This window comes from Alteromonas antoniana (assembly GCF_019249295.1).
GTDB classification, from domain to species: domain Bacteria; phylum Pseudomonadota; class Gammaproteobacteria; order Enterobacterales; family Alteromonadaceae; genus Alteromonas; species Alteromonas antoniana.
This window is the reverse complement of record NZ_JAESDH010000012.1, coordinates 67498-91543: the sequence shown is the minus strand read 5'-3', so window position 1 is coordinate 91543 and position 24046 is coordinate 67498. Positions and strand designations below refer to the sequence as shown.

General features: G+C 51.2%; 21 protein-coding genes. 8 read left to right on the top strand and 13 right to left on the bottom strand.

Going from position 1 to position 24046, the window contains the following annotated elements:
* Nucleotides 1–17 precede the first annotated feature (17 nt).
* Nucleotides 18–1988 (top strand): class I adenylate cyclase, encoded by a 1971-nt coding sequence (locus JKP77_RS11795; protein ID WP_218311428.1) that lies wholly within the window; start codon nt 18–20, stop codon nt 1986–1988.
* A 142-nt stretch (nt 1989–2130) separates the two neighbouring features.
* Here JKP77_RS11795 and fabB read toward each other — a convergent pair whose 3' ends face one another.
* On the bottom strand, nt 2131–3345 hold the full coding sequence (gene fabB / locus JKP77_RS11790; protein ID WP_218311427.1) for a beta-ketoacyl-ACP synthase I: 1215 nt from the start codon (nt 3343–3345) through the stop codon (nt 2131–2133).
* A 505-nt stretch (nt 3346–3850) separates the two neighbouring features.
* Here fabB and mnmC point away from each other — a divergent pair.
* Nucleotides 3851–5887, top strand: coding sequence for a bifunctional tRNA (5-methylaminomethyl-2-thiouridine)(34)-methyltransferase MnmC2/FAD-dependent 5-carboxymethylaminomethyl-2-thiouridine(34) oxidoreductase MnmC1 (gene mnmC, locus JKP77_RS11785; protein WP_218311426.1), 2037 nt, complete (start codon nt 3851–3853; stop codon nt 5885–5887).
* Nucleotides 5888–5981: 94 nt separating this feature from the next.
* On the opposite strand, the gene JKP77_RS11780 is transcribed toward mnmC, so the two are convergent.
* From JKP77_RS11780 to JKP77_RS11755, 6 genes are all read right to left on the bottom strand, one after another.
* A complete protein-coding gene (locus tag JKP77_RS11780) occupies nt 5982–6704 on the bottom strand; it encodes a FlgO family outer membrane protein (RefSeq protein WP_218311425.1) in 723 nt (240 codons plus the stop codon).
* Nucleotides 6705–6708: 4 nt separating this feature from the next.
* Entirely contained in the window at nt 6709–7446 is a 738-nt protein-coding gene (locus tag JKP77_RS11775; RefSeq protein WP_218311424.1) for a FlgO family outer membrane protein, read from the bottom strand.
* A 6-nt stretch (nt 7447–7452) separates the two neighbouring features.
* Nucleotides 7453–8085 (bottom strand): FlgO family outer membrane protein, encoded by a 633-nt coding sequence (locus JKP77_RS11770; protein WP_218311423.1) that lies wholly within the window; start codon nt 8083–8085, stop codon nt 7453–7455.
* Between the two features lie 464 nt (nt 8086–8549).
* Nucleotides 8550–8855 carry a YfcL family protein gene (locus tag JKP77_RS22565; protein WP_218311422.1) on the bottom strand — a complete coding sequence of 102 codons (306 nt, stop codon included), beginning with the start codon at nt 8853–8855 and terminating at the stop codon, nt 8550–8552.
* Nucleotides 8856–8984: 129 nt separating this feature from the next.
* A complete protein-coding gene (locus tag JKP77_RS11760; RefSeq protein ID WP_218311421.1) occupies nt 8985–10115 on the bottom strand; it encodes an ATP-NAD kinase family protein in 1131 nt (376 codons plus the stop codon).
* Nucleotides 10112–10681, bottom strand: a complete 570-nt coding sequence (locus JKP77_RS11755; RefSeq protein WP_338024867.1) for an elongation factor P hydroxylase — start codon at nt 10679–10681, stop codon at nt 10112–10114. The genes JKP77_RS11760 and JKP77_RS11755 overlap by 4 nt, the downstream gene beginning before the upstream one ends.
* A gap of 169 nt (nt 10682–10850) precedes the next feature.
* On the opposite strand from JKP77_RS11755, the gene JKP77_RS11750 reads away from it, so the two are divergent.
* From JKP77_RS11750 to JKP77_RS11735, 4 genes are all read left to right on the top strand, one after another.
* Nucleotides 10851–11549 (top strand): DUF8198 family protein, encoded by a 699-nt coding sequence (locus JKP77_RS11750; protein ID WP_218311419.1) that lies wholly within the window; start codon nt 10851–10853, stop codon nt 11547–11549.
* Nucleotides 11542–11997, top strand: a complete 456-nt coding sequence (locus tag JKP77_RS11745; RefSeq protein ID WP_218311418.1) for an acyl-CoA thioesterase — start codon at nt 11542–11544, stop codon at nt 11995–11997. Before JKP77_RS11750 ends, JKP77_RS11745 begins: the two co-directional genes overlap by 8 nt.
* Nucleotides 11994–13106 carry a retropepsin-like aspartic protease gene (locus JKP77_RS11740; protein WP_218311417.1) on the top strand — a complete coding sequence of 371 codons (1113 nt, stop codon included), beginning with the start codon at nt 11994–11996 and terminating at the stop codon, nt 13104–13106. The genes JKP77_RS11745 and JKP77_RS11740 overlap by 4 nt, the downstream gene beginning before the upstream one ends.
* A 119-nt stretch (nt 13107–13225) precedes the next feature.
* A complete protein-coding gene (locus JKP77_RS11735; protein WP_218311416.1) occupies nt 13226–13786 on the top strand; it encodes a type 1 glutamine amidotransferase domain-containing protein in 561 nt (186 codons plus the stop codon).
* A gap of 259 nt (nt 13787–14045) precedes the next feature.
* Here JKP77_RS11735 and JKP77_RS11730 read toward each other — a convergent pair whose 3' ends face one another.
* Nucleotides 14046–16085, bottom strand: coding sequence for an NADPH-dependent 2,4-dienoyl-CoA reductase (locus tag JKP77_RS11730; protein ID WP_218311415.1), 2040 nt, complete (start codon nt 16083–16085; stop codon nt 14046–14048).
* A gap of 22 nt (nt 16086–16107) precedes the next feature.
* The gene (locus JKP77_RS11725) at nt 16108–16956 is read right to left on the bottom strand and encodes a crotonase/enoyl-CoA hydratase family protein (protein WP_218311465.1); all 849 of its coding nucleotides are present in this window, start codon (nt 16954–16956) and stop codon (nt 16108–16110) included.
* 132 nt (nt 16957–17088) lie between these two features.
* Between JKP77_RS11725 and JKP77_RS11720 the strand changes: the two genes are divergently transcribed.
* Nucleotides 17089–17709, top strand: a complete 621-nt coding sequence (locus JKP77_RS11720) for a TetR/AcrR family transcriptional regulator (protein ID WP_218311414.1) — start codon at nt 17089–17091, stop codon at nt 17707–17709.
* Between the two features lie 17 nt (nt 17710–17726).
* Here JKP77_RS11720 and JKP77_RS11715 read toward each other — a convergent pair whose 3' ends face one another.
* A complete protein-coding gene (locus JKP77_RS11715) occupies nt 17727–19358 on the bottom strand; it encodes a GMC family oxidoreductase (protein ID WP_218311413.1) in 1632 nt (543 codons plus the stop codon).
* A gap of 175 nt (nt 19359–19533) precedes the next feature.
* Between JKP77_RS11715 and JKP77_RS11710 the strand changes: the two genes are divergently transcribed.
* Nucleotides 19534–20256, top strand: a complete 723-nt coding sequence (locus JKP77_RS11710; RefSeq protein WP_218311412.1) for a YceB family lipoprotein — start codon at nt 19534–19536, stop codon at nt 20254–20256.
* A 249-nt stretch (nt 20257–20505) separates the two neighbouring features.
* Here JKP77_RS11710 and JKP77_RS11705 read toward each other — a convergent pair whose 3' ends face one another.
* Genes JKP77_RS11705 through JKP77_RS11695 form a run of 3 tightly spaced genes read right to left on the bottom strand, consistent with a single transcriptional unit; the run spans nt 20506 to nt 23823 of the window.
* Nucleotides 20506–21942, bottom strand: coding sequence for a wax ester/triacylglycerol synthase domain-containing protein (locus tag JKP77_RS11705; RefSeq protein ID WP_218311411.1), 1437 nt, complete (start codon nt 21940–21942; stop codon nt 20506–20508).
* Nucleotides 21942–22610, bottom strand: coding sequence for a TetR/AcrR family transcriptional regulator (locus JKP77_RS11700; protein WP_218311410.1), 669 nt, complete (start codon nt 22608–22610; stop codon nt 21942–21944). The genes JKP77_RS11705 and JKP77_RS11700 overlap by 1 nt, the downstream gene beginning before the upstream one ends.
* Before the next feature lie 4 nt (nt 22611–22614).
* Nucleotides 22615–23823, bottom strand: a complete 1209-nt coding sequence (locus JKP77_RS11695; protein WP_218311409.1) for a DUF445 domain-containing protein — start codon at nt 23821–23823, stop codon at nt 22615–22617.
* Nucleotides 23824–24046: the final 223 nt, after the last annotated feature.

Genomic DNA, 24046 nt, shown 5'->3' with positions numbered 1-24046 from the left:
ATCAATACAGTAATGGAATGACGTCGCAGCAATCACTGACAGTGAATCAAAATCTGACTATTCGCCTGCTCAGGGTATTGCGCTATAACAAGGCGCGAATAGAGCGGTCACTGACCCTGTTGCCGGAAAGTCGACGCCCACTCTTTCATGCACTGCCCTTTCTGCTGCACATTAATCACCCCGAGTTTCCTGGCTTTGTCGACGACAGCTCGGTGCCTTTCGGTCTTAACAACTTTACCTACCGCGACCAGATAAAAGAAGCGCTCAGCCTGTGCTTTCCGGCCCAGCAAGGGTTACTGGATGATGTAAAGCAACTGTGGCCACGACAACGCGCCATCGATGCCCTGGTATTGATGGGCAGTATTGGCACGATCGCACAGTCCGACAATTCAGACTTTGATTACTGGGTATGCGTTAACGGTGAGGAACTCAGTGACGACCAACTGACTGCGTTGCAGCAAAAGCTGACACTGATTGAAGAATGGGCGGAAGCTGCTCACCATCTCGAAGTGCACTTTTTCCTGTCTGATATCAACAAGGTCAGAGCCAATGACTTTGGCGTGGCTGAGGGTGAAAGCGCAGGGTCGGCGCAGGCCGTTTTACTGAAAAACGAATTTTATACCACCAATATTGTGGTGGCGGGGAAAGCCCCGTTCTGGTGGCTGGTGCCCGATGCGGTTTCAGAGCAGCAATATTATTCCTTAATGGGGCACTTAAAAGAAGGCAGTTCCCTTGAACCGGGTTGGTTTATGGATCTGGGAGCGCTCGAGCATCTTGACCCCAGCGAATTGTTTGGAGCCGCAATATGGCAGCTCGGTAAAGCCATGGATTCGCCATTTAAATCGGTACTGAAAATGGCCAAACTGGAAGTGTTTCTGGAAAATGCAGAACACGAGCAGCCATTGTGCAACCTGCTTAAAAAACGCGTCCACAATGGTGATGAAGCTCCCGGTTCAGTCGCAACTATCGATCCTTACGCGCTGATGTTCGATCAGATTATTGCGCACTACACGGCATTACAACAGCCGGAACTGGTGGAGTTGCTACAGCAGTGCCTGTATATCAAGTGTGGCACCCGGCTGAGTCAGCCGCTGGACAAAGAAAAGGTCACCTTCAAGCGGCGAATTATCGCCGGCTATGTCAAGCAATGGGGCTGGACCCGCGCTGAGCTTCGCCATCTTGATAATATTAATAACTGGTCATTTCAGGAAATGGTGCAGCTTTCACGGCGCATTCACAGTTTTCTTATTCATTGTTACCGACGAATGTCCGCAAAACTGTCGCTGGACAGCCAGTCTGTCAGTAAAGAAGATATGACGGTGTTGGGACGCAGACTGGACACCTTCTACTCCAAAAAAGAAAACAAAATTCCGTTTTTGCGCAGCGGCTTTGATGACAAAGTATATTGTCCGCAAATCACAGTGAAGAAACAACGGAAAAAAGGAGGAGGTACAGTCTGGGTGGCTTATTACGGCGATCAGTTGGGTAAACTGGGAAAAGTGCTGGATAAAACCCGGATGATGCAAACCCATAGCCCTGTTCAGTTGATGCTGTGGTGCGTATGTAACCGTATTGTTGATGACAAAACACAGATCCTGCTGGACTATGACACTGATCCGGTGACAGACTTCGATCTCAGTCAGTTTGTGAGACATGCGCTGACTCTCTTTCCGCCGGTAAAAGTCAATGCTCTGGCGCGCGATGCGCTTTTGTCTCCACAACAGATAAAAACCTGTATGGTGGTACTCAATTTCACCACCATTCGACTTAAAGCTACCGTAGAAGAAGTCACCGTGATTTATGCTACTACCTGGGGAGAAACGTTTATTGCCTCGGGTATCGAAGCACTGGACAGTCTGTGGTTTGAGCTACAGGAAGTAAGCCCTGCCCCTCCTTGCTATCTTTTCGTACCTCGCAGCAGCCATAGTCGGCGCATCGCTCACGATTTCCAGCAAGCCAATGAACAACCTTTCACCGTGCTGGACTAGTGATAATCCGTGAGGCTTAGTGATTAGCGGCGTTTCCCGTTCTTTGAGCTGACCACACTACACCACCGATTAATACATACAAAAAAGCCCCGGGATGTCGTCCTGGGGCTGTCTTTATTAACGTCGCTGCAGTCTATGTCTGTTAGCGATTGTAGCGCTGCATCACCAACGTGGCATTCGTGCCACCAAAGCCGAAGCTATTCGACATGATGGTATTTAGCGTCGCTTCACGGGTTTCGGTAACAATATCCAGACCTTCTGCCTGCTCATCTAATGTTTCAACATTGATAGAAGGGGCAATGAAGTTATTCTGCATCATTAACAGGCTGTAAATGGCTTCGTTAACGCCGGCTGCGCCCAGCGCGTGACCGGTCAGCGATTTGGTTGCGCTGATAGGCACACCGCTGTTACCAAAGACTTCACGGATAGCACCTAACTCTTTCACATCGCCAACCGGGGTAGAAGTACCGTGCGTATTGAGATAGTCGATAGGGCCGTCAATATTTTGCATTGCCATTTTCATACAGCGGATTGCGCCTTCGCCCGACGGTGCCACCATATCAAAGCCGTCAGAGGTCGCACCATAGCCAACTACCTCACCATAAATGGTCGCGCCTCTGGCAAGTGCATGTTCAAGCTCTTCAACCACAACCATACCGCCACCGCCAGAGCTGACGAAACCATCGCGAGCAGCATCGTAAGTTCGGGATGCCGCCGTTGGGTTGTCATTGTATTTGGAGGACAATGCGCCCATGGCATCAAACTGGCTGGACAACGACCAGTGTAGCTCTTCGCCACCGCCGGCGAATACCACGTCCTGCTTGCCAAGCTGGATAAGCTCAAGTGCATTACCGATACAGTGTGCACTGGTGGCACAGGCTGAAGCAATGGAGTAGTTCACGCCTTTAATTTTAAACGGCGTTGCCAGACAAGCTGAAACCGTTGATGCCATGCAGCGCGGCACCATGTAAGGGCCAACACGCTTCACGCCTTTCTCACGCAGGATGTCCGCAGACAGCACCTGGTTTTCCGACGAGGCGCCGCCAGAACCGGCGATAATACCGGTACGCTCGTTTGAGATATCACTCTCTTCAAGCCCCGAATCCGCAATCGCTTGTTGCATTGCTACATAGGCATACCCTGCCGCATCGCCCATAAAGCGCATGGCTTTGCGGTCAATGTGCTCTTTCAGGTCGATATCGATATTGCCCCAGACCTGGCTTCGCAGGCCCATTTCAGCAAATTGTTCAGAAAAAGAAATACCTGATTTACCGGCTCTCAGTGACGCTAAAACGTCCTCTTTTGTGACACCAATGCTGGACACAATGCCCAGACCAGTGATAACTGCTCTTCTCATAATTTACCCTTTGCGTTATTGCGGCCTATGGTAACCATTTTAAATACAAAAGTGGTCTGCTCTTTTACGCTTTTTCCAGACACCTGCTTACCAGCCCCACTCGTCTGCTATCTGTGACCAAAGCGGTTAACGATGACACGGCCAAGGCCGGTACCAATCAGATAGCTGACTCTGGTCACAGTAACATATCGCAGGTAATATGCCCCGCCCTAGGATCTGTTGACCCTACATTGTGTAATATCACGCCAATCCATAGAGAACCCTTATATCGACTGCAAATGCGGATATCATATTGGGTTGTCAGGCTTTGCCTGCCATTGGCGCGATACCAACATCAGGCTGCGCCACCGTTTTTCTGTGGACAGAGTGACGTTTAAGCTACACTGGCAGATATTCTGCGTTTGCAGGCAAGCCTAAGGGCCTAAGCATGGCATAGATTTGTGAATCTGCCATGACGTATTACATCGACATTTTCCTAAAACAGATTAACCAGGAACAACGTGCAGTGAAAACTCAGACAGCGAGCGTACATTTCAACGACAACGGCACGCCCGTTGCCGATAATTTTGATGACGTTTACTTTTCTAACGATAGCGGCGTGGATGAGACCCGCCATGTCTTTTTGGCCGGAAATGATCTTCCTGCTCGCTGGCACTCTCACACCCGCGATACCTTTGTTATTGCCGAAACCGGCTTTGGCACCGGCCTGAATTTTCTGGTCGCAATGCAGGCGTTTCGTGAGTTCCGACAGGCCAATCCTACGCATACCCTGACCCATCTGCATTTTTTAAGCACCGAAAAATACCCGCTCACACAAGCTGATATGCGCCAGGCGTTGTCCTGCTTTACCGATCTTGAGACAGAGGCCAGCGCCCTTTCTGATGCGTACCCGATTCCAATGCAGGGATGCCACCGTCTGCACTTTGATGATTGTAAAGTAACGCTGGACCTCTGGATGGGCGATGTGCACACGCTCCTGCCGCAGTGGCATGCACCGAAAAGTGGGCTGGTTGACGCCTGGTTCCTTGACGGCTTTGCGCCAAGTAAAAACCCCGATATGTGGACCGACGCCTTGTTTTCTCAAATGGCGCGGCTGACAACAGCACAGGGAACGTTTGGCACTTTCACAGCTGCAGGTATCGTTAAACGCGGACTGGCAGCCGCCGGGTTTGAGGTAGAGAAGCGCAAAGGCTTTGGCCGCAAACGGGACATGATTGCAGGACGTTATCCGCGAGATCACGACCACCCTTTATTATCGCCCCCACATTATCGCTACCATGCGCCCAGACTTTGTAAAGATTCACATGTCGTTGTCGTGGGTGGCGGACTGGCTGCGGCAGCCTGCGCGCTGGCGCTGGGTCGGCGCGGGATAACGACCACCATCCTGATAGCAGACAGCAGCGAAGCGACCGGGGCCTCAGGCAACCCTCAGGGAGGGTTCTATCCTCAACTGCATGCACAGCCCAGTCATGCCAGTCAGATCCAGGCGCACACATTTTTATATGCCAGTCAGATTTATCGCTGGTTGGTCAGACACTGGCCGGACATTGCCCATGATTTTTGTGGTGTACTTCAACTGGCCTTTAACGAAGAGACCGAAAAGCGACAGGCGAAACTGCTGGAAAATGGTGCCTGGCCATCACAACTGATTAGCGGGCTTACTGCCGCAGAAACCGATAACGCGGCGGGCGTTCCCCTGCACTGCGGGTCGTTATCCATTCCTGCCGGTGGCTGGCTGAGCCCGCCGGATATCGTGAAGGCCATGTTAGATATGGCAACCCGGTCACGAGGCAAGGTGCTTAGCGGACATCGTGTCACGGCAACTGCGGTAAAAGAAAACCGTGTAGAAGTGACGTGCGAAAACGGTGCGCACTTCACTGCGGATCATCTCATTATGGCAATCGGTCACGAAGCCTGTGACTCTGTATTGTTCAGTGAACTTGCACTTCGTCCGGTACGCGGACAGGTAGAAGCTATTGCAACACAGTCACCGCTGAACAATCTCAAACAGGTGCTTTGTCACAAAGGCTACATGACACCTGAACTGAACTCACGTCATGCCCTTGGCTCGACCTATGTGAAAAGCGATACCTGCACAGACGTGCGTACAGAAGAATCTGAAATCAATTTGCACACTCACCAAAAAGCGCTGGCGCAGGCAGACTGGGTACAGTCACTCAGCCATGATGGCACCGCCAGAGCGGCGATAAGACTCGGAGTGGCCGACCATCAACCGCTGGCTGGCTGCATAGGTACATTGACAGCACAGCGGGAGCAATACGGGCACTTGTCACAAGGGCGTCCGATAGCGCAGGCCGACACCGCACCGCCAGATCGCATCAGCTGTCTCACAGCACTGGGCTCTCGCGGGCTGACAACAGCCCCTTTGCTTGGGGAATTACTGATCAGTCAGTTGTGTCATGAGCCATTGCCCATGCCAGAGCCGTTGCTTAATGCGCTAAACCCGAATCGCTTTATTATCAGGGACAGTCTTAGAGGTCCGACTGGTGTGCATACCCCGCCAACGGCCTCATCGTCATAATGAATTAACGTTGGAGTGTGGGATAGTTCAGCGGGCAACGGTGGCCGCTCTGGCGGCGCACACTATTGCTGAAAGGCGGAAAGCCATTACCTGCTCAGGGCGCTGGAGCGGCCTGCTGGTTAAGGCTGGTCACCATGAAGGCGGGTATGTAAAGTGTTGCACTGGCCACGATTTGGCGGTTGTCCACAGCGATGATCCTGGCGTTGACTCTGACACCACGGGCGTCTTCAATCAGGGTACCGGTGACGATGTGATCCATTGCCACCTGCTTGGCCAAGTCTACGCCATCACGACTTAGCGCGAGATCGCCATAAGGGGTAACGTTGAGTCCGTTTGCCAGCTTAAAGTCGATGACAGACAGTCCAAAGGTTTGTAATTCAGCGATTAGGTATTCAGATAACTGATTGCCCAGAACCGTCGTCTCCTGCAGACTGCGGTTTAGACGCACAAAGCTGGCAACGCCGACCAAATCCTGATGTGTCAACCGGGTTGCGTTGTCCATCAGCGACATCGCAAGCTGTGAGGCGTAATCATTCAGGCGCTTGTGTGTCTGCGCGGGGGAGAATCCGGAGCGGATTGGGTCACGATAGCCGCGATCCGAAGACGGCGGTGTCGATGCCTGCCTTTCCGCCTGAACGGTTTCAATGTCTCTGGAGTCGGGGCGATATTCCAGGCCTGATGAGGGTGGAACCTGCACCTGTTGTCCCGGTACCGCGGCATCGTTTTCTTCAAACCAGCCCGCCCAGCCCTGTTGCGATGCGCTGCAGCCATTTAAAGCAAAAGTTGCCAGAAGGACGAGTAATGCACGAAACATCATGGCCTTACCCCCGGCTTAGCTTAACGCCATCACGCATTCCTTCACGATGATTACCATCGCTGGGGATCAGCGCATCCACGACATAAAACGGTACCAGCATTTGTGCTGTGGCCACCACCGCACGAGACTCCATTCCGAGGATGCGGGCATTTACCAATACCCCGCCCTGGTGTTTGGTCATTGTGCCGGTAAGCACATAGTCAATCGGCATTGCTTCATCCAGTTCAAGATAGTCTCGCGTCAGTACGAAGTCGCCATCAGTGGTGATGCGGATATAGTCAGTGGCTTTAAAATCGATAACCGGAATACGAAATTTATGTAACTCGTGAACAAAAGACTCGGCCATTTGCTGCCCAAGCAGGTTTGTCTCCTGCAAGTCAGAATCTAGTAGTGCGAAATTTGTCACGCCTACCGGGGTCTTTTCGGATACAAACTCCATGTTTGCAATAAGATCCTGAGTCATGTTTTTCACATAATCGCCAATGTGTTTCGTAAGGGGCCGGCCTTTATAAGCGCCCTGCACACTGGAATAAAGTGGAGGCTGGCCGATGGCACCAAAACTGTCTACGTCATCCTGCTCTGCTTTTACCGGGGCACGATCAACTGCAGTGACATCCACAACATTCATAGCGGGTTTTACCGGCTTCTTCGCGGTAGTTTGTTGCTCGCTATTCATGGCGCAACCTGATAAACACAGCATCGCTACTGATACCAGACTTACCTGTATTTTCTGTAATTTCATTCCCCGTTACCCCTTATCTGCGGTTCTGTATAGGCGACCGTGCCGATCTGTAACTTTTTCTTCTTCCCAAAACAGTTCGGCCGGAAAGAACCGCGTTGCTGCGGCGACTATATCTTTATTTCTGGCGTTAATGACTCTGGCATTCACCACTGCACCAGCCTGCTGCATAACCAGCGTACCGGTAATGTAATAATCCACGCGTTCGATGTCAGATAGCTGCTCGATATCCCGGGACAATACGCGGTCACTGTCTTCACTCATTATTATATCGTTCGATAATTTAAACTCTTGAGTGGTATAACCGCGTTTTGTCGCTTCAGTAATCATTCCCTGTTCAAGCTGATGGCCCAACATCATAAGCGGGTGCTGGTGATGGCGGTTAAACCGCATCGAATCAGCCGGCACAAAACCGGTAACAGCATAGCGCGCCTGCCGGGCTGGCCGCAGGTTTGCAAACAGTTCATTGGCCAGAACATAGGTGTGATATTCCACATTGCCCAACGGTGGTACGGGCAATGCATCAGCCTGAGCCACCTCCTGCATCACCGGCTCACTGGCGCAGCCGGTAAGCAGCAATAAAGACACAAGCCCGCCAATAAGACCGCCTGAACGCGTAAATTGATTTTTTCGTTTTTTCATAACAGGTACCCTGAGATAACGTCGCTTCCGGCCGTCGCCGGACGTTTGGAGGAGATTTCGCAAGATATGTACCACCACCGCCAATATTGACGAGAAACATCACCTGCTCTGGTGATTAGCCCCGAGCAGACAGACAAGGGCTACGACATGTTTTGAAGTTATCTCACTGCGGCGAACTTCTGCGCCGTGCCCTCGATAAGTGAGGCCGTTTGCTTTCATATCAGACGTTGCGCGGCTTTCAGCGTCATCGGCAAGCTACCGTTGTGGCAGAATTCACTCCGGCACTGCCGTCGTCGCCATGTTTACTTTTAGTAATGCCTGATGTTACGTCCATCGTATTTTACCTGCTCTGCCAGTCTTAAACACGAGTACGAGAGGGTTCCCGCTGTCCACCAGCCACAAAAAAGCGGCAAGGTCTCGCCGACCATTGCCGCTTGTTCGCAACCGGGTTTCTCGCACTGAAGTTACGACTCGTTCGCTTGATTGAGTAATCGAGCCCACAAACCTGCAACCGCATCCTGATCATCACCTTCCAACTCCTTGTTTGCGAAGGCCTGGTTCAGACTGGCTCGCATGTCATTATCAAGGCGCTCAACGGTTGCATCCGGCTCCATTTCAAGCTGACGTGCAATAACGGCAAAATGCCCCTGCAAATAACTGGCGGTAAACAGCTCATCATCGCTGCCGTGAACAACCACATTGTCCAACGCGTCTTCGATTTGATTGATAGTGTTTAAAAATGTCTCTGGCGCGGCAGCCGGTGGAAGCACAACAATTCTCCTGTTAATGATGTTGAAAAGCGGGGCACGGGCTTGCGTGCCCCGCGGGTTTAATTTTAGGGTGCAGCCGAATGTCTGCGGGGCGTCTGTGCCAGTAGTCAGGCAACGTGGCTAATAATGCTACTGCGCCGGATATAACACTTTATCCCGATACCCTGTGATAACGGTGGTAGGACCGGCCAACGCGCTGTCCAGCGCGGTATCTCCTGAATCAATGCGCAATGGACGACCATCCAGCGATTGCAGCTTTTGCTTTGTTGCCACAATCAGAAGGTTTTCCTTACCCACACGACGAACGAGCTCTGCACTGAGTTGCTGATTACCCCGTCCCAGAATATGGCCCTGCCCGCCGATAATTGTCAGTACAATTTTCACCGGCCCTTCAGCTGTCAGGCTCAGCAATTGGTCGGCAGTGACATCGCTGGCGATAAGCTCTCCATTTTTTACAACATCAACACCCAGCAGCGTGTTTTCAAGGCCCAGAGCGTCCATCACACAGCCGACGGTAGAGCCAGAGCCCATCACAAACAAGGTCTCAGGCTCATCTTCCATTAGCTCCGTGACATAAGCGGCAACGTCATCCAACACCAGCGCTTCATCCTCACGGCCACCCATTTTCACTGCCTGAACGTAGGTTAGTTCGTTGGGCACGCGCATTTCACCAAAATGGCGGGCAATGACTTTGCCATCACGAAATGCTTCTTCGTCGATGTCACGCACTTCGGCGTCCATTTCCGATACCAGCTCGCCCCGTATCATCATGGCCACCACCTCTCCGGCGGCAGTTGGCGTGACTGAATACACGCCTGAGTGGATTTTGCAGCCTGCAGGAACCCCTAATACGGATACGTCGCTACCAACACTGTCACAGATATTTCTGGCTGTGCCGTCACCGCCGGCAAACAGCAGCAAATCGATGCCATCATCGACCAGGGCCCGGGCAGCAGAAATGGTATCTTCAGGTTCGGTTTGTTTTTCCGGGGGCTGATAAATCACACTGCAGGCAAGCCCTAATGTTTCGCAAACACTTTGCCCCATTTCTCCGCCTGCGGTTTTTATTTGCAGTTGCGCGTTCATCGCAGTGATCACGCTAAGGGCGCTGGCCATTTTCTCATTGGCTCGTTGCTTCGCGCCCATCGCCAGGGCTTTTTCCCGGATCGCCTTACCGTCACTGCCTTTGAGTGCCAGCGCACCGCCTATTCCGGCGTACGGGTTTACTATAACGCCCAACCTGAAAATGGGTGTGCTCATGCAGCAGTCTCTTCTCTTAATAAGGACAAAGGCCGGGTGCCAAACGCATTATGCAGCGCATCAATAAATAACGCTGCACGATTGGGAAAACCGTTATTCATAAACGTTTGTAACTGGGCTTCTACGTTGCGGGTGAAACCTTCCCGGTCTGGCTCTGCGCCATTCAGGTTATCTGTACTCACCTGAAAACGTCGCCCGCTTGCCAGCGTGAATGCCCACTCAATAGCCTGAGGTTTTACCTCAACCTGCTCGAACCGGGCTTGTTGCTTTTCATCGCGACCATCTGGGCAATACCAGTAGCCATAGTCTTCCAACTGCCGTCGGGCCTCACCGGCAATGCACCAGTGGGAAATTTCGTGTAATGCGCTGGCAAAAAAGCCATGAGCAAAGACGATACGGTGATACGACACACTGTCATTTGCGGGCAGATAAACCGGCTCATCCTCGCCGCGAACCAACCGGGTATTCCATTTTTCGAAAAACGTGGCGTTGAACAGGGATATTAACCTGTCTACATCTGGATCCGGCGCATTGACTGATAAGGTCTCAGCTGAATGTTCGCTCACAATGGTTACCCCTGAACTACGGTTTAACAAATACAGGCTGACACAACGAGGTGGCACAAATTGCGCGCAGTGTACCAAAATCAGGATGGCCTCACCACAATGCATAAGGCTTGCATCCGCTGATTTGCGGGGTAAGCTACAAAGACCAAAGCTGATACGGAGGCAACGCGTGTCTCAGGCAATTATTGCGCATTTACAACAGGTTAATGCCCGTCGGGATCTCGCTGAGAAAATGGGGCTGATGCAGACTATCCATCAGTTACAGTCGTGGCAGTGCGAGCGGTTGCTGGCTACACACAGCGATCTGGCAGCACAGGAGCGCTATCAAAAAGCGATGGCATTCTTTGTCGACGAGCTATACGGTCCCAAAGACTTCAGCCAACGGGATGCAGATATTGCCCGGGTTATCCCTAAACTGGCAAAAGTGTTACCCGCGAAGGCAATGGACGCGCTCGATGATGCGCTGGCACTCAACGCGCTGTCTTTTGATCTGGATATGCAAATGTCACAGGCACTTAATGGTGCAGACATAAACCGTGACAACTATGCCCGCGCCTACCGGGAAGTGGGTCGCGGTGACGATCGCGCCCACCAGATAGACATCATTGCGCATCTGGGCCAGCAATTGGCGGACGTCGTGAATATCCGTGGCATCGGCATGCTGATATCTTTAGCGCGCCGCCCGGCTAAACTGGCTGGCTTGCTGACGCTGCATGAATTTTTGGAGCGCGGCTTCAATGCTTTTAAAGCGCTGGGAGATGTACATTCGTTTATCGATCCTGTCATCACTCGCGAACGTGAGTTAATGCATGCGTTGCTCGCGCCGTCGTTAACTATAGAAAAGGACAACCCGTTACCTGATGTCTGAACAACTTCCCTGGAAATACACCTCACCCTTTGTTCAGCAATGGACGATTGATGAAACCCACATTGACCATTATCAGCACGTCAATAATGTCGCTTATCTCACCCGGCTCGAACAGTTAGCCTGGGCTCACTCGCATTCGTTGGGCCTGAATTTCAAGAATTACCGGGAAGCGGATCGCGGCATGGTGATCCGTAAACATGAGCTTAACTATCTACTTCCATCACACTTAGGAGACGAGTTGTATTGCGCCACCTGGATCACCGAATGCGACAACGTGGTCACGCTCAAGCGTGAATTTCAGTTTATCTGTCCGCGCAGGAACAAACCGGTATTTGAGGCACAGACCCAGTTTATTTGTGTAAGCATAAGTAGCGGCGCGCCAAAGAGAATGCCGCCGTTATTCCGTGAAACTTATGGTAATGCCTGCATCGGGAACGCGTCGGAATGATCCGCTTGCTGCTGGTAGCACTGCTGATGTCGCTGGGAATGAATCTGTATTTGTTCGTCGAGTTGCAGCAGTCTCAGCAGCAGGCGTTACCACTCATGCCACAGCCGCCCTCTGAGCAGTCCGCCAATGATCCGCCTTTGCCAGCAACAGCTTCTCCGGTTTCGCAAAACTCTGTCGAGGACCCCCATCCTCTGACGCAGACATCGCTGCAGGCGTTGCTGGACAACGGGCAATACCGGGAACTGGAAAACCGGTTGCAGCACGCGCTGCGTCAGTCACCAGATAACATTGACTTATTGCTGCTTGAAGGACAATTAATGGTGCGCACCCGCCCGTTGTCGGAAGCCGTTCTGCACCTTTACGCATTGCGCGATTTACCTCTTTCTATGTCGCAGAGACAAGCACTCAGACAGCGAATCGACGAGCTGGTATCCACGGCGGTAGAACAACTGCGGACAGCAGAAGACTGGGACCTTCTAGCTCAGTTGCTGGAGCCCTTGTTTCAAATCATGCCTGCGCACCGCCCCTATATTTTACAACTTGCCGAAGCCTATGCTCGCCAGAATAAACCAACGCTCATGGAAGATGTGCTGGCATCACTGAGGCCCGGAGATCCGCAGGCCAACAGGATCCGCGCACTGATACCAACGCCATTTGAGGACCCAGCCGACACGACAGAAGAAACGGCATTCACCGAGCCCGGCACAGATAACGCCGGCGGGTTCACCATTCAGTTAGAACCCGACGGGTCACATTTTATTGCCAATGTCAGTTTTGCAAGGGAGCGTGCACGCCTGATGCTGGATACCGGCGCCACCACTACCGCCATTACCAGCGAGCTATACGACAATCTGCAGGCCCGTCAGCGACTGGTTTTTATTGGCAACTTTGAAGTAAACACTGCCGCAGGCCGCGTATCCGCCGCCATGGTTCAGGTACCCACAGTCACCTTCGGGCCATTGCGGTTTACCGACCTCCCGGTACTGGTGCTCCCCGAAGGTGTCATGCGCGACGCGGATGGCCTGCTAGGGATGAACATGATGCAAAATATGGATTTTCGATTAAACCAGCAGACCGGCGAACTGACCTTGTATCGCCATGTTCTCTGAGCTGATCACACATTATTGCGGATTGATATAAATTTAATGTTGCCAGATCAAACCTGCCCTGTTTGCAGTGCGTAGCAAGCGTGTACTAAACCTCTTTTCCAACGCACAAGGAGACGCAAATGCAATCTATCTCTGGTAAACGAGTGGCATTTCTCGCCACCGACGGATTCGAACAGGTCGAGTTGACCAAACCACTGGAGGCCGTGCGTGAAGCTGGCGGCGTCGCTGAAATCGTCTCGCTGGACACAAACGACATTCAGGGCATAAACCATGATGAAAAAGGCGACAAATTCAGCGTAGATCACCTTGTATCAGCGGTAAAAGCGGATGACTTTGATGCACTTGTGCTTCCCGGCGGCGTGCAAAACCCTGACTCACTAAGAATGGACAGTGACGCCGTGCAATTTGTGCGGGACTTTTTCTCACAGCAAAAACCCGTTGCAGCAATCTGTCATGGCCCCTGGCTACTGGTTGAAGCGAATGTGGTGAAAGATCGTGAAATCACTTCATTCCCGAGCATCAAAACAGACATCCTGAATGCTGGCGGGCGCTGGGTAGATCAGGAAGTGGTCAATGATGCCGGCATGATCACCAGCCGAAACCCGGATGACATTCCTGCGTTTTGCGAAGCACTGCTTAAGGCCGTGGATGAAGGCACGTTCGCGCGACAATCTGTCTGACGGTGCCCACCCGGAACAGTGATGCCGGTTAACGAGACGCCAATTAACAAAAAAGCGCCGGTGAATCGTCACCCGGCGCTTTTTTATTTTGTCAGAGCGACAGCCCTATTCATGTTTATTTCTTCAGAAAAGTATTTGCGATTCCGCTAAGGCAGCGTTAACGCCTTGTAGTCACTCTGAATAAGTGAGCGACAACGCAGCATCAATCGCAAACCAACAACATCAGGCCATGTTGTTACCCTGTCGGCCCATCACGACACTAAATCGCGGCAACCACCCGGGTGCCCTGATCAATAGCGCGTTTTGCATCGAGTTCGAGCGCTTCATCAGCGCCGCCAATCAGATGATATGGCACGTTGAGGCCTTTCGTCAGTTCACGCAGCGGCTCTTGCCCGGCACAGATAATGATGTTATCTACAGGCAGCACCTTCTGTTCACCCTCCACAGTAATATGCAGACCCTCGTCATCAATGCGGTCGTAACTGACGCCCGGGATCATTTTGACCCCTTTCATCAATAAGCCGGCACGGTGAGACCAGCCGGTGGTTTTGCCAAGACCTGCACCGACCTTACTGGATTTGCGCTGTAGCAGGAAAATCTGACGTGGTGACGGTTCTGGTTGTGGCTTCATCCCTTCCACGCCGGCACGGGCCTCCAGCTTCATATCAATGCCCCACTCGCGCATGAAAGCAGCAATGTCCTGACTGGGTGTGGCTTTGCCGTGAGACAGATATTCCGCGGTGTCGAAACCAATACCGCCAGCACCCACAATCGCCACAGTATGGCCTACCGGTTTTTTGGCTTTGATTACATCCAGATAAGACAATACTTTCTCATGCTCGATGCCGGGAATATCCGGAGTACGCGGTGAAATACCCGTTGCCAGCAGCACTTCATCGAAACCGCCGTTGTTGAGCATCTGCGCATCAACCCGGGTGTTTAATTTTACCGTGACGTTGTGCAATTCAAGCTGCTTTTTGAAATAACGCAGCGTTTCATAAAACTCTTCTTTACCCGGAATCTGCTTGGCGATATTAAACTGCCCGCCGATTTCACTGTCGGCATCAAACAGGGTGACAGTATGACCGCGTTCTGCCGCAGTGACTGCTGCCGCAAGTCCGGCTGGACCGGCCCCGACCACCGCGATGTTTTTAATTTGCGACGCTGGCTCAATATTCAGTTCCAGTTCGTGACAGGCTCTGGGATTCACCAGGCAGCTCGTCAGTTTGCCGTTAAACACGTGATCCAAACACGCCTGGTTACAGCCGATACAGGTATTAATTTCGTCTGCACGGTTCTGCTGGGCTTTACGCACAAAATCGGCATCAGCAAGGAATGGACGGGCCATAGATATCATGTCGGCATCGCCGCGGGCCAACACTTCTTCGGCTACTTCCGGCGTATTAATACGGTTGGAAGTGATTACCGGAATAGATAGCGCATCACGGAACTTCGCGGTTACCCAGGTAAAGGCCGCCCGCGGCACTTTGGTATTGATGGTAGGTATACGGGCCTCATGCCAGCCGATACCCGTGTTAATAATGGTCGCACCGGCTTTCTCAATTTCTTTGCCCAGCGTTACAACTTCATCGTAGCTTGAACCGCCTTCAACCAGATCCAGCATAGATAAGCGATAGATAATGATAAAGTTTTTACCTACTGCTTCTCGCACGCGGCGCACCACTTCAATAGGCAGCCGAATACGGTTTTCATAGTCTCCGCCCCACTGATCGTCACGATGGTTAGTTCGCTTAGCGATGAACTGATTAAGGAAGTAACCTTCAGATCCCATAATTTCCACGCCATCATAACCTGCGCGTTGCGCCTGTTTTGCGGTGAAAATAAAATCTTCAATCTGCTTTTCAATTTCCTCGTCGGTCAATGCTTTCGGCTTGTACGGATTAATTGGCGCCTGCACCGCAGAAGGTGCAACCAGCTTTTCGCTGTAGGCGTAACGTCCGGTATGCAGAATTTGCATACAAATCTTACCGCCTGCGATGTGTACAGCATCAGTAACTTCTTTGTGGTGCGCAACCGCTTTATCACTATCCAGACGACGCGTCATTGGATGTGTAGAACCCTCTTCGTTTGGCCCGATACCGCCGGTCACGATCAGGCCTACCCCGCCTCGCGCACGCTCGGCATAAAATGCAGCCATGGCTTTATGTCCGTTAGGCATCTCTTCCAAACCGGTGTGCATTGAGCCCATCAATACACGGTTTTTCAGTTCAGTAAAACCTAAATCCAGAGGGCGAAATAGATGAGGATAAACCGGATGGTCTGTCACTGTGCTGTTCATAGTCGGTCCTGGTAATGTTGTCTTATTTGGTTTTCGACTGCATACGGCTTTCGCAGTCATGTAAATCGTCAAACGAGGGAGGCGTGCCTGTCTTTTGTGCCTGCATCGCTGCTTGTATATCCGGCATCTGGAACATGCCGCTTTGCCACGTCGCCATATAATTCAGGCTGTCAGCAAGGCTGTGATCCAGTGCGTAGTTGATCATTTGTTTGGTACCGGTAACCGCCATCGGCGATTGTGCGGCAATCAGGTGCGCTATCTTCATCACGCTTTCGAGCATGTCATCCTGTGAAGCATAGACCTGATTCACAAATCCGGCTTCGAGCGCTTCGTTTGCGCCAAAATTTCGACCGGTGTAAGCCAGCTCTTTCACCAGTCCTACCGGCATTAATCTGGGTAACCGTTGCAATGTGCCTAAATCGGCCGTCATACCTATTTGCGTTTCTTTAATCGTAAAAAAGGCATCTTCTGTGCAATAACGCATATCACAGGCGCACAGCAAATCGACTGCACCGCCAATTGCGCCGCCCTGCACTGCGCCAAGCACGGGGACACGCACGGATTCCAGCGCATTAAAGCTATCCTGAAGCTCCAGCACCAGCCGGCGTAAGCGCTCTGCACGGCGCGCAGGCTCGCCGGAAAAGTCTTCGGCCATCGACGTAAACACGGACAAATCCATGCCTGCAGAAAAATGTTTGCCCTGTGATGAGATCACGATCGCTCTGGCGCTTGCGTGATGATCGATTCGACGCACCGCATCGGGTAATTCTTTCCAGAATGCAGGCACCATTGAGTTCATGGCGTCGGGTCGGGAAAGTTGAATATGCGCGACCTTGTCGGCAATCTCTACGGTGAGCGTTTCGTACTGCATTTCGTTGACAGATGCACTCATGAAACTGTTTCCTTTTTAACATTTTTGCAAACTGGACAGTGTCAAGATAAGCGGATATATTGACACTGTCAAGATGCAACACGATGAAGAGTTTATGACGGGCAATAAGGCATGAGTGATGCCTCTCAGAATTATCACCACGGCGACTTACGAGCGACCCTGCTACGGGTCGCTACAGAGCGGGTGGTTAACGAAGGAATAGACAGTCTCAGCTTGCGCAAGCTGGCAGAAGAGGCCGGTGTGTCGCGCACGGCACCGTATCACCATTTTAAAGACAAAAACGCCTTACTGAATGCTATCGCGGCACAAGGCTTTGCTCAGTGGCACGAGAAAGCCAGTGAGGTTTTTGACGACGAATCGCTAACCCCGCATCAGCGATTTAAAGCATTTTTCCGCAATTACATAAGCTGGGCTGCAGACAACCCGCAATTATACGAGCTGATGTTTGGCCGCACTATCTGGCAGGCAGGCAACGCCACTGACGATTTAACCTCAATAGCCTTTCCCAGTTTTCAGTTTCTGGTAAAAATTACGGCGCACTGGCAGGAAAAAGGCATTTTGCCGGAAAATCAGGATCCACTTCGCCTGACACAGGTTACCTGGGGCACGATGCACGGTATCGCTCGCCTGGTCATCGATGGTATTTATGCTGAAAGCAGCCACATCAATGAAATGTGTGACTGTGCGGCAGATATGTTTATGCAGGCGGCCAGCGCCGCCCATGATGAGTAGTGAGACTACGAGTAGCGCTACAGATTTACGGGCGTACCCGCATGATTCGCTTTGATAAATTCCGCCGCCCGCTCTGCAATCATTACTGTAGGCGCGTTGGTATTGCCACCAACCAGTGACGGCATCACGGAGGCATCGACCACCCGCAGCTTTTTTACGCCTCGCACTCTTAGCTGATTATCAACCACGGCCATAGGGTCATCGTCTGCGCCCATTTTGCATGTGCCTATCGGATGATAAATGGTTTCTGATTTCTCGCGGATAAAGTCTATTATCGCCTCGTCGCTCTCTGCATCAGCCCCTGGGAATTTTTCGGTTATCCCATACTCTTCGAATGCGCTGGTATTGGCGATACGGCGTGCCAGACGCACTGCCTCAACCATCACTGTCACATCGTCCTCATGGCTCAGATAGCGGGGATCAATAAGTGGATGGTCGGAAGGATGATTACTTTGCAGCGCAATCCGGCCACGGCTTTTGGGATATAAACAACACACGTGCACACCAAAGCCATAGCCATAAACCGAACGTCTGCCGTGATCATCTAAAATCGCAGGCAGAAAGTGTAACTGAATATCCGGTCCATGTTGCGCCAGGGATGAGCTCACAAAACCGCCAGCCTCGGCAATGTTTGAAGAGAACAATCCGCGGCGATGGAAAAGGTACTGGAACGTTCCTTTGATATACGACGGAAGTGCGCCAGCAGCGACCGCGTAACCCTCCCTGGCCTGACAGTTATACTGCACAATGGCATCAAGATGATCCTGCAGATTCTGGCCCACTCCGGGCAAATCAACCTGGACATGCACACCAACATCCTGCAGCTCTTCTTTTGGGCCAATGCCGGAAAGCATCAATAACTGCGGCGAATTGATAGCGCCGCCGCAAAGGATCACCTCTTCATTGGCTTTCAGGCGTTTAATACGCCCCTTTTCACGCACCTGAACACCGGTTGCTGTTTTATCTTTGAGCAACACACGTTCAACCAGGATCTGCGTCATTACTGTCAGGTTATTTCGGCTACGCGCTTCCTGCAGATAGCCTTTGGCAGTTGAACAACGCTGCCCATTTTTCTGCGTAACGTGATAAAAGCCAAGCCCTTCACGATCGTCGCGATTAAAGTCGTTGATGACGTTCAGTCCAACCTCATCCGCCGCCTTAACAAAAGACTGCGACAGCACATTGGTATGTCGCAACGCTTCAACACCCAGCGGCCCGCCAACGCCGTGGAATGCATCTGCACCACCGGCAAAATCTTCCGAACGTTTGAAGTAAGGCAGTACGCTGTCGAAATTCCAGCCCGCAACGCCCTCTCGTTCCCAGCGATTATAATCCTCGATATCTCCGCGGATGTAACACATAGCATTGACTGAACTTGAGCCCCCGAGGGTTTTACCACGAGGCCAGAACAGCTCGCGATCAAACAGTTCCTGCTGTGGTGCGGTGTGATATCCCCATCCAATACCATCAAAGCGCGCCAGTAACGATAGTCCGAAAGGAATATGAATCAATGGGTTGGTGTCTTTACCGCCCGCCTCAATCAGACATACTGTTACCGCAGGGTTTTCAGATAACCGGGTAGCCAGAGTGGCACCCGCAGATCCTGCGCCCACAATGATGTAGTCAAATTGTTCAATCGATTCCTGCATTTTCCGTCCCCCGACTTCGAGCGGATGAGTTACCAGTCTCGCAGCTTACGTTCGCGCTCCGCGCCACTTTGCTGTGCTTTACCGGCAAATATTGGTATGACCAGTCTAGCAAATTTTGCACAGCATTCGGTAGAACTATGTTAATGTTTGCAGGCACTTTTATGATGAGAATCAAATGCGCATGCAGCAATTGGGATGGAAAGCGCGGTGGCAGGTGCTGCTTGCAACTGTGCTGGTTAAGCTGGGCAAACTTACCCACGATAAATTTACTGAAGATGAGCTTACTGCGCTTGCCGCTGAATTTTATCCTTACGATTTTGCTATCAATACGCCAGCCGGCCAAGGCAACGTCACGCTTCAGCGTGGACAGGTCTTTTTCAACCAGAAAGACAACCGGGTTTGTCTGCAGTCGCTCGCGAGTATCGACATTCAGGCGCTCGGCTCCCGGCTTTATCGTGCCCACCTTGTCGTCGTTGTCAGTGCCTCGCCCCGTTATGACAAAGAAACCGCCACATTACATTTTGAACATGTCGATGTGGATGATATCCGCCTCATCAATGATGACTACTCGCTGATTCAGGATACCCGCTTTTTGATTAACAAACTGGTGCCAGGCGGACTTGCAGGGTTATTCAGTAGTTCGGTGAAAAACGTGCTGTCACTGGTATCCGCCGGCACCAGTAATCAGGCAGTGTCGTATCTGCAGTTATACCTGGACGGCAGCAAACAAAAAATTCTTGATTATCATCGCCCGCAAATAGCAGCAAAACTGATTGCAATGACAAAAGACATGCCCTTGCACCATACCATGCGCGACGATGTCTGGCGCGAGGTGCTGTTCAGACGTTATGGCGAGCGGGTAGTCGTTGCCAATAATGCACTGGAATTTCAGTTTTAAACAATTTCGATAACGAAAGTTATCGATGGGGGCGTTTGAACACACGCCGGACGCGAGCGACGATTTGTTAGAAGACTCAGATACGCTTTTCAGCCCCACAGCCACTTGAACTTCTTATACTGCGAAGCCAGATAAAAGCAACTTTCTCGCGGCGTTGCTTGCCATTTATTAAGCCTAGCTAAATTCCTCGTGCCTTGCTCAACATGCTTTTAAACTTCACTAAATCCGGACACTGAAGGTCAACTCCCCTTAGTCACTGACGATAGATACGGGTACCCGCTCAACATGCTCGCCAATATCGTCAATATTGAGTCCGGGTTTATCAACACTGGCCTCCAACATGTCGAAGGCTTCCTCAAAGTACTTCGCTAACGGCTCCAGCGATTTGATATTTTTGTTGCAACATACCATGCCGATATTTGCCTTTCCCGCATAAGTCATCAATGTGATATTCACACCGCCCCCCGGGGTCATGGTGGAGATGGGATAGCAGGCAAGCAGCTTTGAGTCTTTCAGATGGCGATATTCCCTGGGGCCGGGCACATTAGACACCAGCACATTGGCAATAGGTTTTACCAGGTTGGAAAGGCGAAGCCATTCAAACACCAGTGCGAAGCTCTGGATCACTATCGTATAGGCACTGAATGCTCCCGGGCTGGCGTGCTGGGCCGCATATTTCACTATCCGGTGATTAATAATAATCTGGCGCAAACGCAAATACGGATCCTGTTCACCGTGGGCCAGGGTAACCGGAACGATCGCTATTTTGTTTCCCGTCGTTTTCTCACCGGGTTTGCGCAAGTTGATGGGCATATTGGTGCACAGTGCTTTTTTAAACACATGACCATGGTCCTGCAACAAACGGTGAACGCCGATATCAAAGGCACACAATAAAATTTCGTTGGCCGTAGCCCGCGTGCGCTTTCCTAAGGCCTTCACCCGCTCAAAATCTAAATCGGTTGTAGCCACTGCCCTGCCCGGCTTTACCTGGCCAGTTAGCACGGTTTTTGTACCGCTAAAGGGAATTGGCATATAGTGCGGATTAATCCGGCAAATTTTAAGAAACAGCCTCAGGAAGATGACTGAGAGATCAAACGCAATGCGCAAGGCTCCTACCAACGACTGCCAGAAACGTTTTATTTTTCGCGGTTTTGGTGAACGGTGACGCAACCGTTTCACTGCCCACACCGGAATAAATTTATCGTTATCCGGCGTTGACAGATAACCTGCCTGAAACCAGCGCACCAGCGTGGAACCGTCTCCATACATATGATGGACACGGGCATAAATAGCGTATTGACGGTGCGTCGTGTCATAGATGAAATGGTATTGCCACAGCGGCTTGTCCGGATCCAGTCGCGACTCATGTAATCTCGCCACGAATTCGTCCAGTGAATCACGGCACGTCGCATCCTCCACTTTGTGGATCTGAATATGGTAATCCATGTTCATGGACTTAACCGGCTGTAACCCTAAAGGATAGCCCAGAAACGTCTTCACCCGACAGTTAAACGGTGGTGTTGCCCGGGAAAACCCTTTTACTTCCTCATATAGCGCTTGAACATACTGTGAGCTGTCCGCATCTTCCGGCATTTCCAGCAATTGCAGACAGGCAACGTGCTTGGGATTGGCATCGGACTCTGTGAGCCAGAAAGATTTGTCCAGAAAACTCAGACTACGGGACATCAGCGGGCCTCCAGATAATCGGGTACGGACGAAGACAGATTTGCCATGGTATGGCTGTCGATAGCGGTTTGAATGGCGTCAATGTCAGGCTTCGCCAGTGTGAGTCTAGGCAGTACTATCACCATTATCATAGATAGCGCGTGATAGTGGATAGATTCCGCATCCTGATGGCGCTTGATCTGATCTGCCTGATACGTCTGCGTCAGAATCAATGTAATCGTTTCTGCGAGTAGGTTCTTTTCGCTTTGAGTAGCTTTAAGGGAGTTGTCGTCAATCAGCCTGTCGAGCATCGCGCGCAACTGGCTGTCGACAGTGAGTAACAGCTGCTTGACCGGGCGCGCTACGCTCGGATACTTTTCCAGTAAGTCAGCCTGACTACGATACAAAAAGCGAAACAAATGAAGCTTTTCAATCAGAATGTAGAGATAATAAAATACGTCTTCTGCGCGCAGAGCTGTGACCACATCCCGCGATAGCACACTCATCATTTGTTTTTTATGCAATGCCACCAGTGCGTCAATAATGACTTCTTTACCTTTGTAATGGTAGTACAGGTTGCCTGGGCTGATATCCAGTTCCATGGCGATATCCACACTGGTTACGCTGTTTTCACCGTGTTCGTTAAACAGCTCCAGCGCGGTCAGTAATATCCTTTCTGCTGTTTTCATAAGGTCAACTAAAAACCAGATAAAGTTGAGCGAGGCCGGCCAGCCCCCCTAAGATCGCGCCGACAACAATGAGTTTCCATTCATCCTGTTGATAAGCAGGTCGCAATACGCCTTCAAATTCGACGGCCGACAGTTCCTGCATGCGTTCACACAAATCCTCACCGATGCGCAGCGCACTATTGGCATAATCATAGGCGTACAGTAAGTATTTGTCAGAATTCTCAAAGATTTGCTTCACTGCCAGTGACTTCATCCGGTGATAATTGTCAGAGCCCACCCCTAATGCGAAGTAAGGCTGCGCCACTGCAACATAACGCTCGATGGCATCATTGACGTGCAGTTCAATAAGCTCAAGAAGTTGCGCGGACCCGGAACCGTGAAGAATGATATGCGTGATATTCCTCGGCGTGATCAGCTTCTCTTCAATAATGGCTGAATAGACTTCAGAGACTTCTTTTTGTCTCTTCAAAAACATGCCCTGAATGGTAACGGGCCCGAGGCGAATTGGATTTTTCGGCTCAAAGATAATTTTAATTGCGATCCAGTTTGTTGCGTACCCCACCAGCAATCCGCCAAGAGGAAGGATCCACCAGGCCTGGAAAAAATACCACAACACCATGGTCGGCAAGCCGAACAGAAAACCAAAGTAAAAACCGGAACGCACGATGAAGGGGAATTCTTTGTTACCGGCAGTCAGAAAAATCTCATTGATTAGCTCGGGTGAATTGACTAACTGCTCAACCACCAGTTCTTTGATATCGAGGATCTCGTTTACATTATTCTGAAAGTCTTCCACCATCTTATGAACGACGTTGGGAATGTCATTCTCGATGCGCTGATAAACCAGGTTTTTTCCCTGAACCGGAAGCGCAGCCCACAATTGCGGCGCTGACTCAGTCATCACGTCGTTGATAACCTTTCGGACGACCTGTTTTAAGCGACGTTCAATGGCCTCTGTGAGCGCATCAGGGTCCAGCCGGTTTGCCAGCTCTTCCACGCTTAGCAGCTTGCCAAGCACCAACTCGACTTCGATTTCAGCCATCTGACGGCGTTTAGCCGGAATTAATCCCTGCCAGCCAAAGATGGGACGAATACCCACAAATTCGATGGGGTAAAACATCATTTTTACGGCCAGATAATTGGTGGCCCACCCGACGATTGCGCTGATAAGTGGTATCGACAACAAACTTAGCGTCTGAATATTCCATTCCATGCGGCGTGATACGTGCCTTGCTGTTATTCTTTTACTGGTTCAGGCTACTGACTGCACAGCCTTTGGTCAATCTTTTCTCTTGTCTATCTTGATCCGCCACAAAAACAAGGCAATAGCAACATTGTGCTATCTTGTGTGGTTAGTATCGCTTTCAACCAAAACCTGCCCGCACTCTGGTGTGACTTCTGACAGGTAACACAATGATCGCGGCGAAAAATTGGGT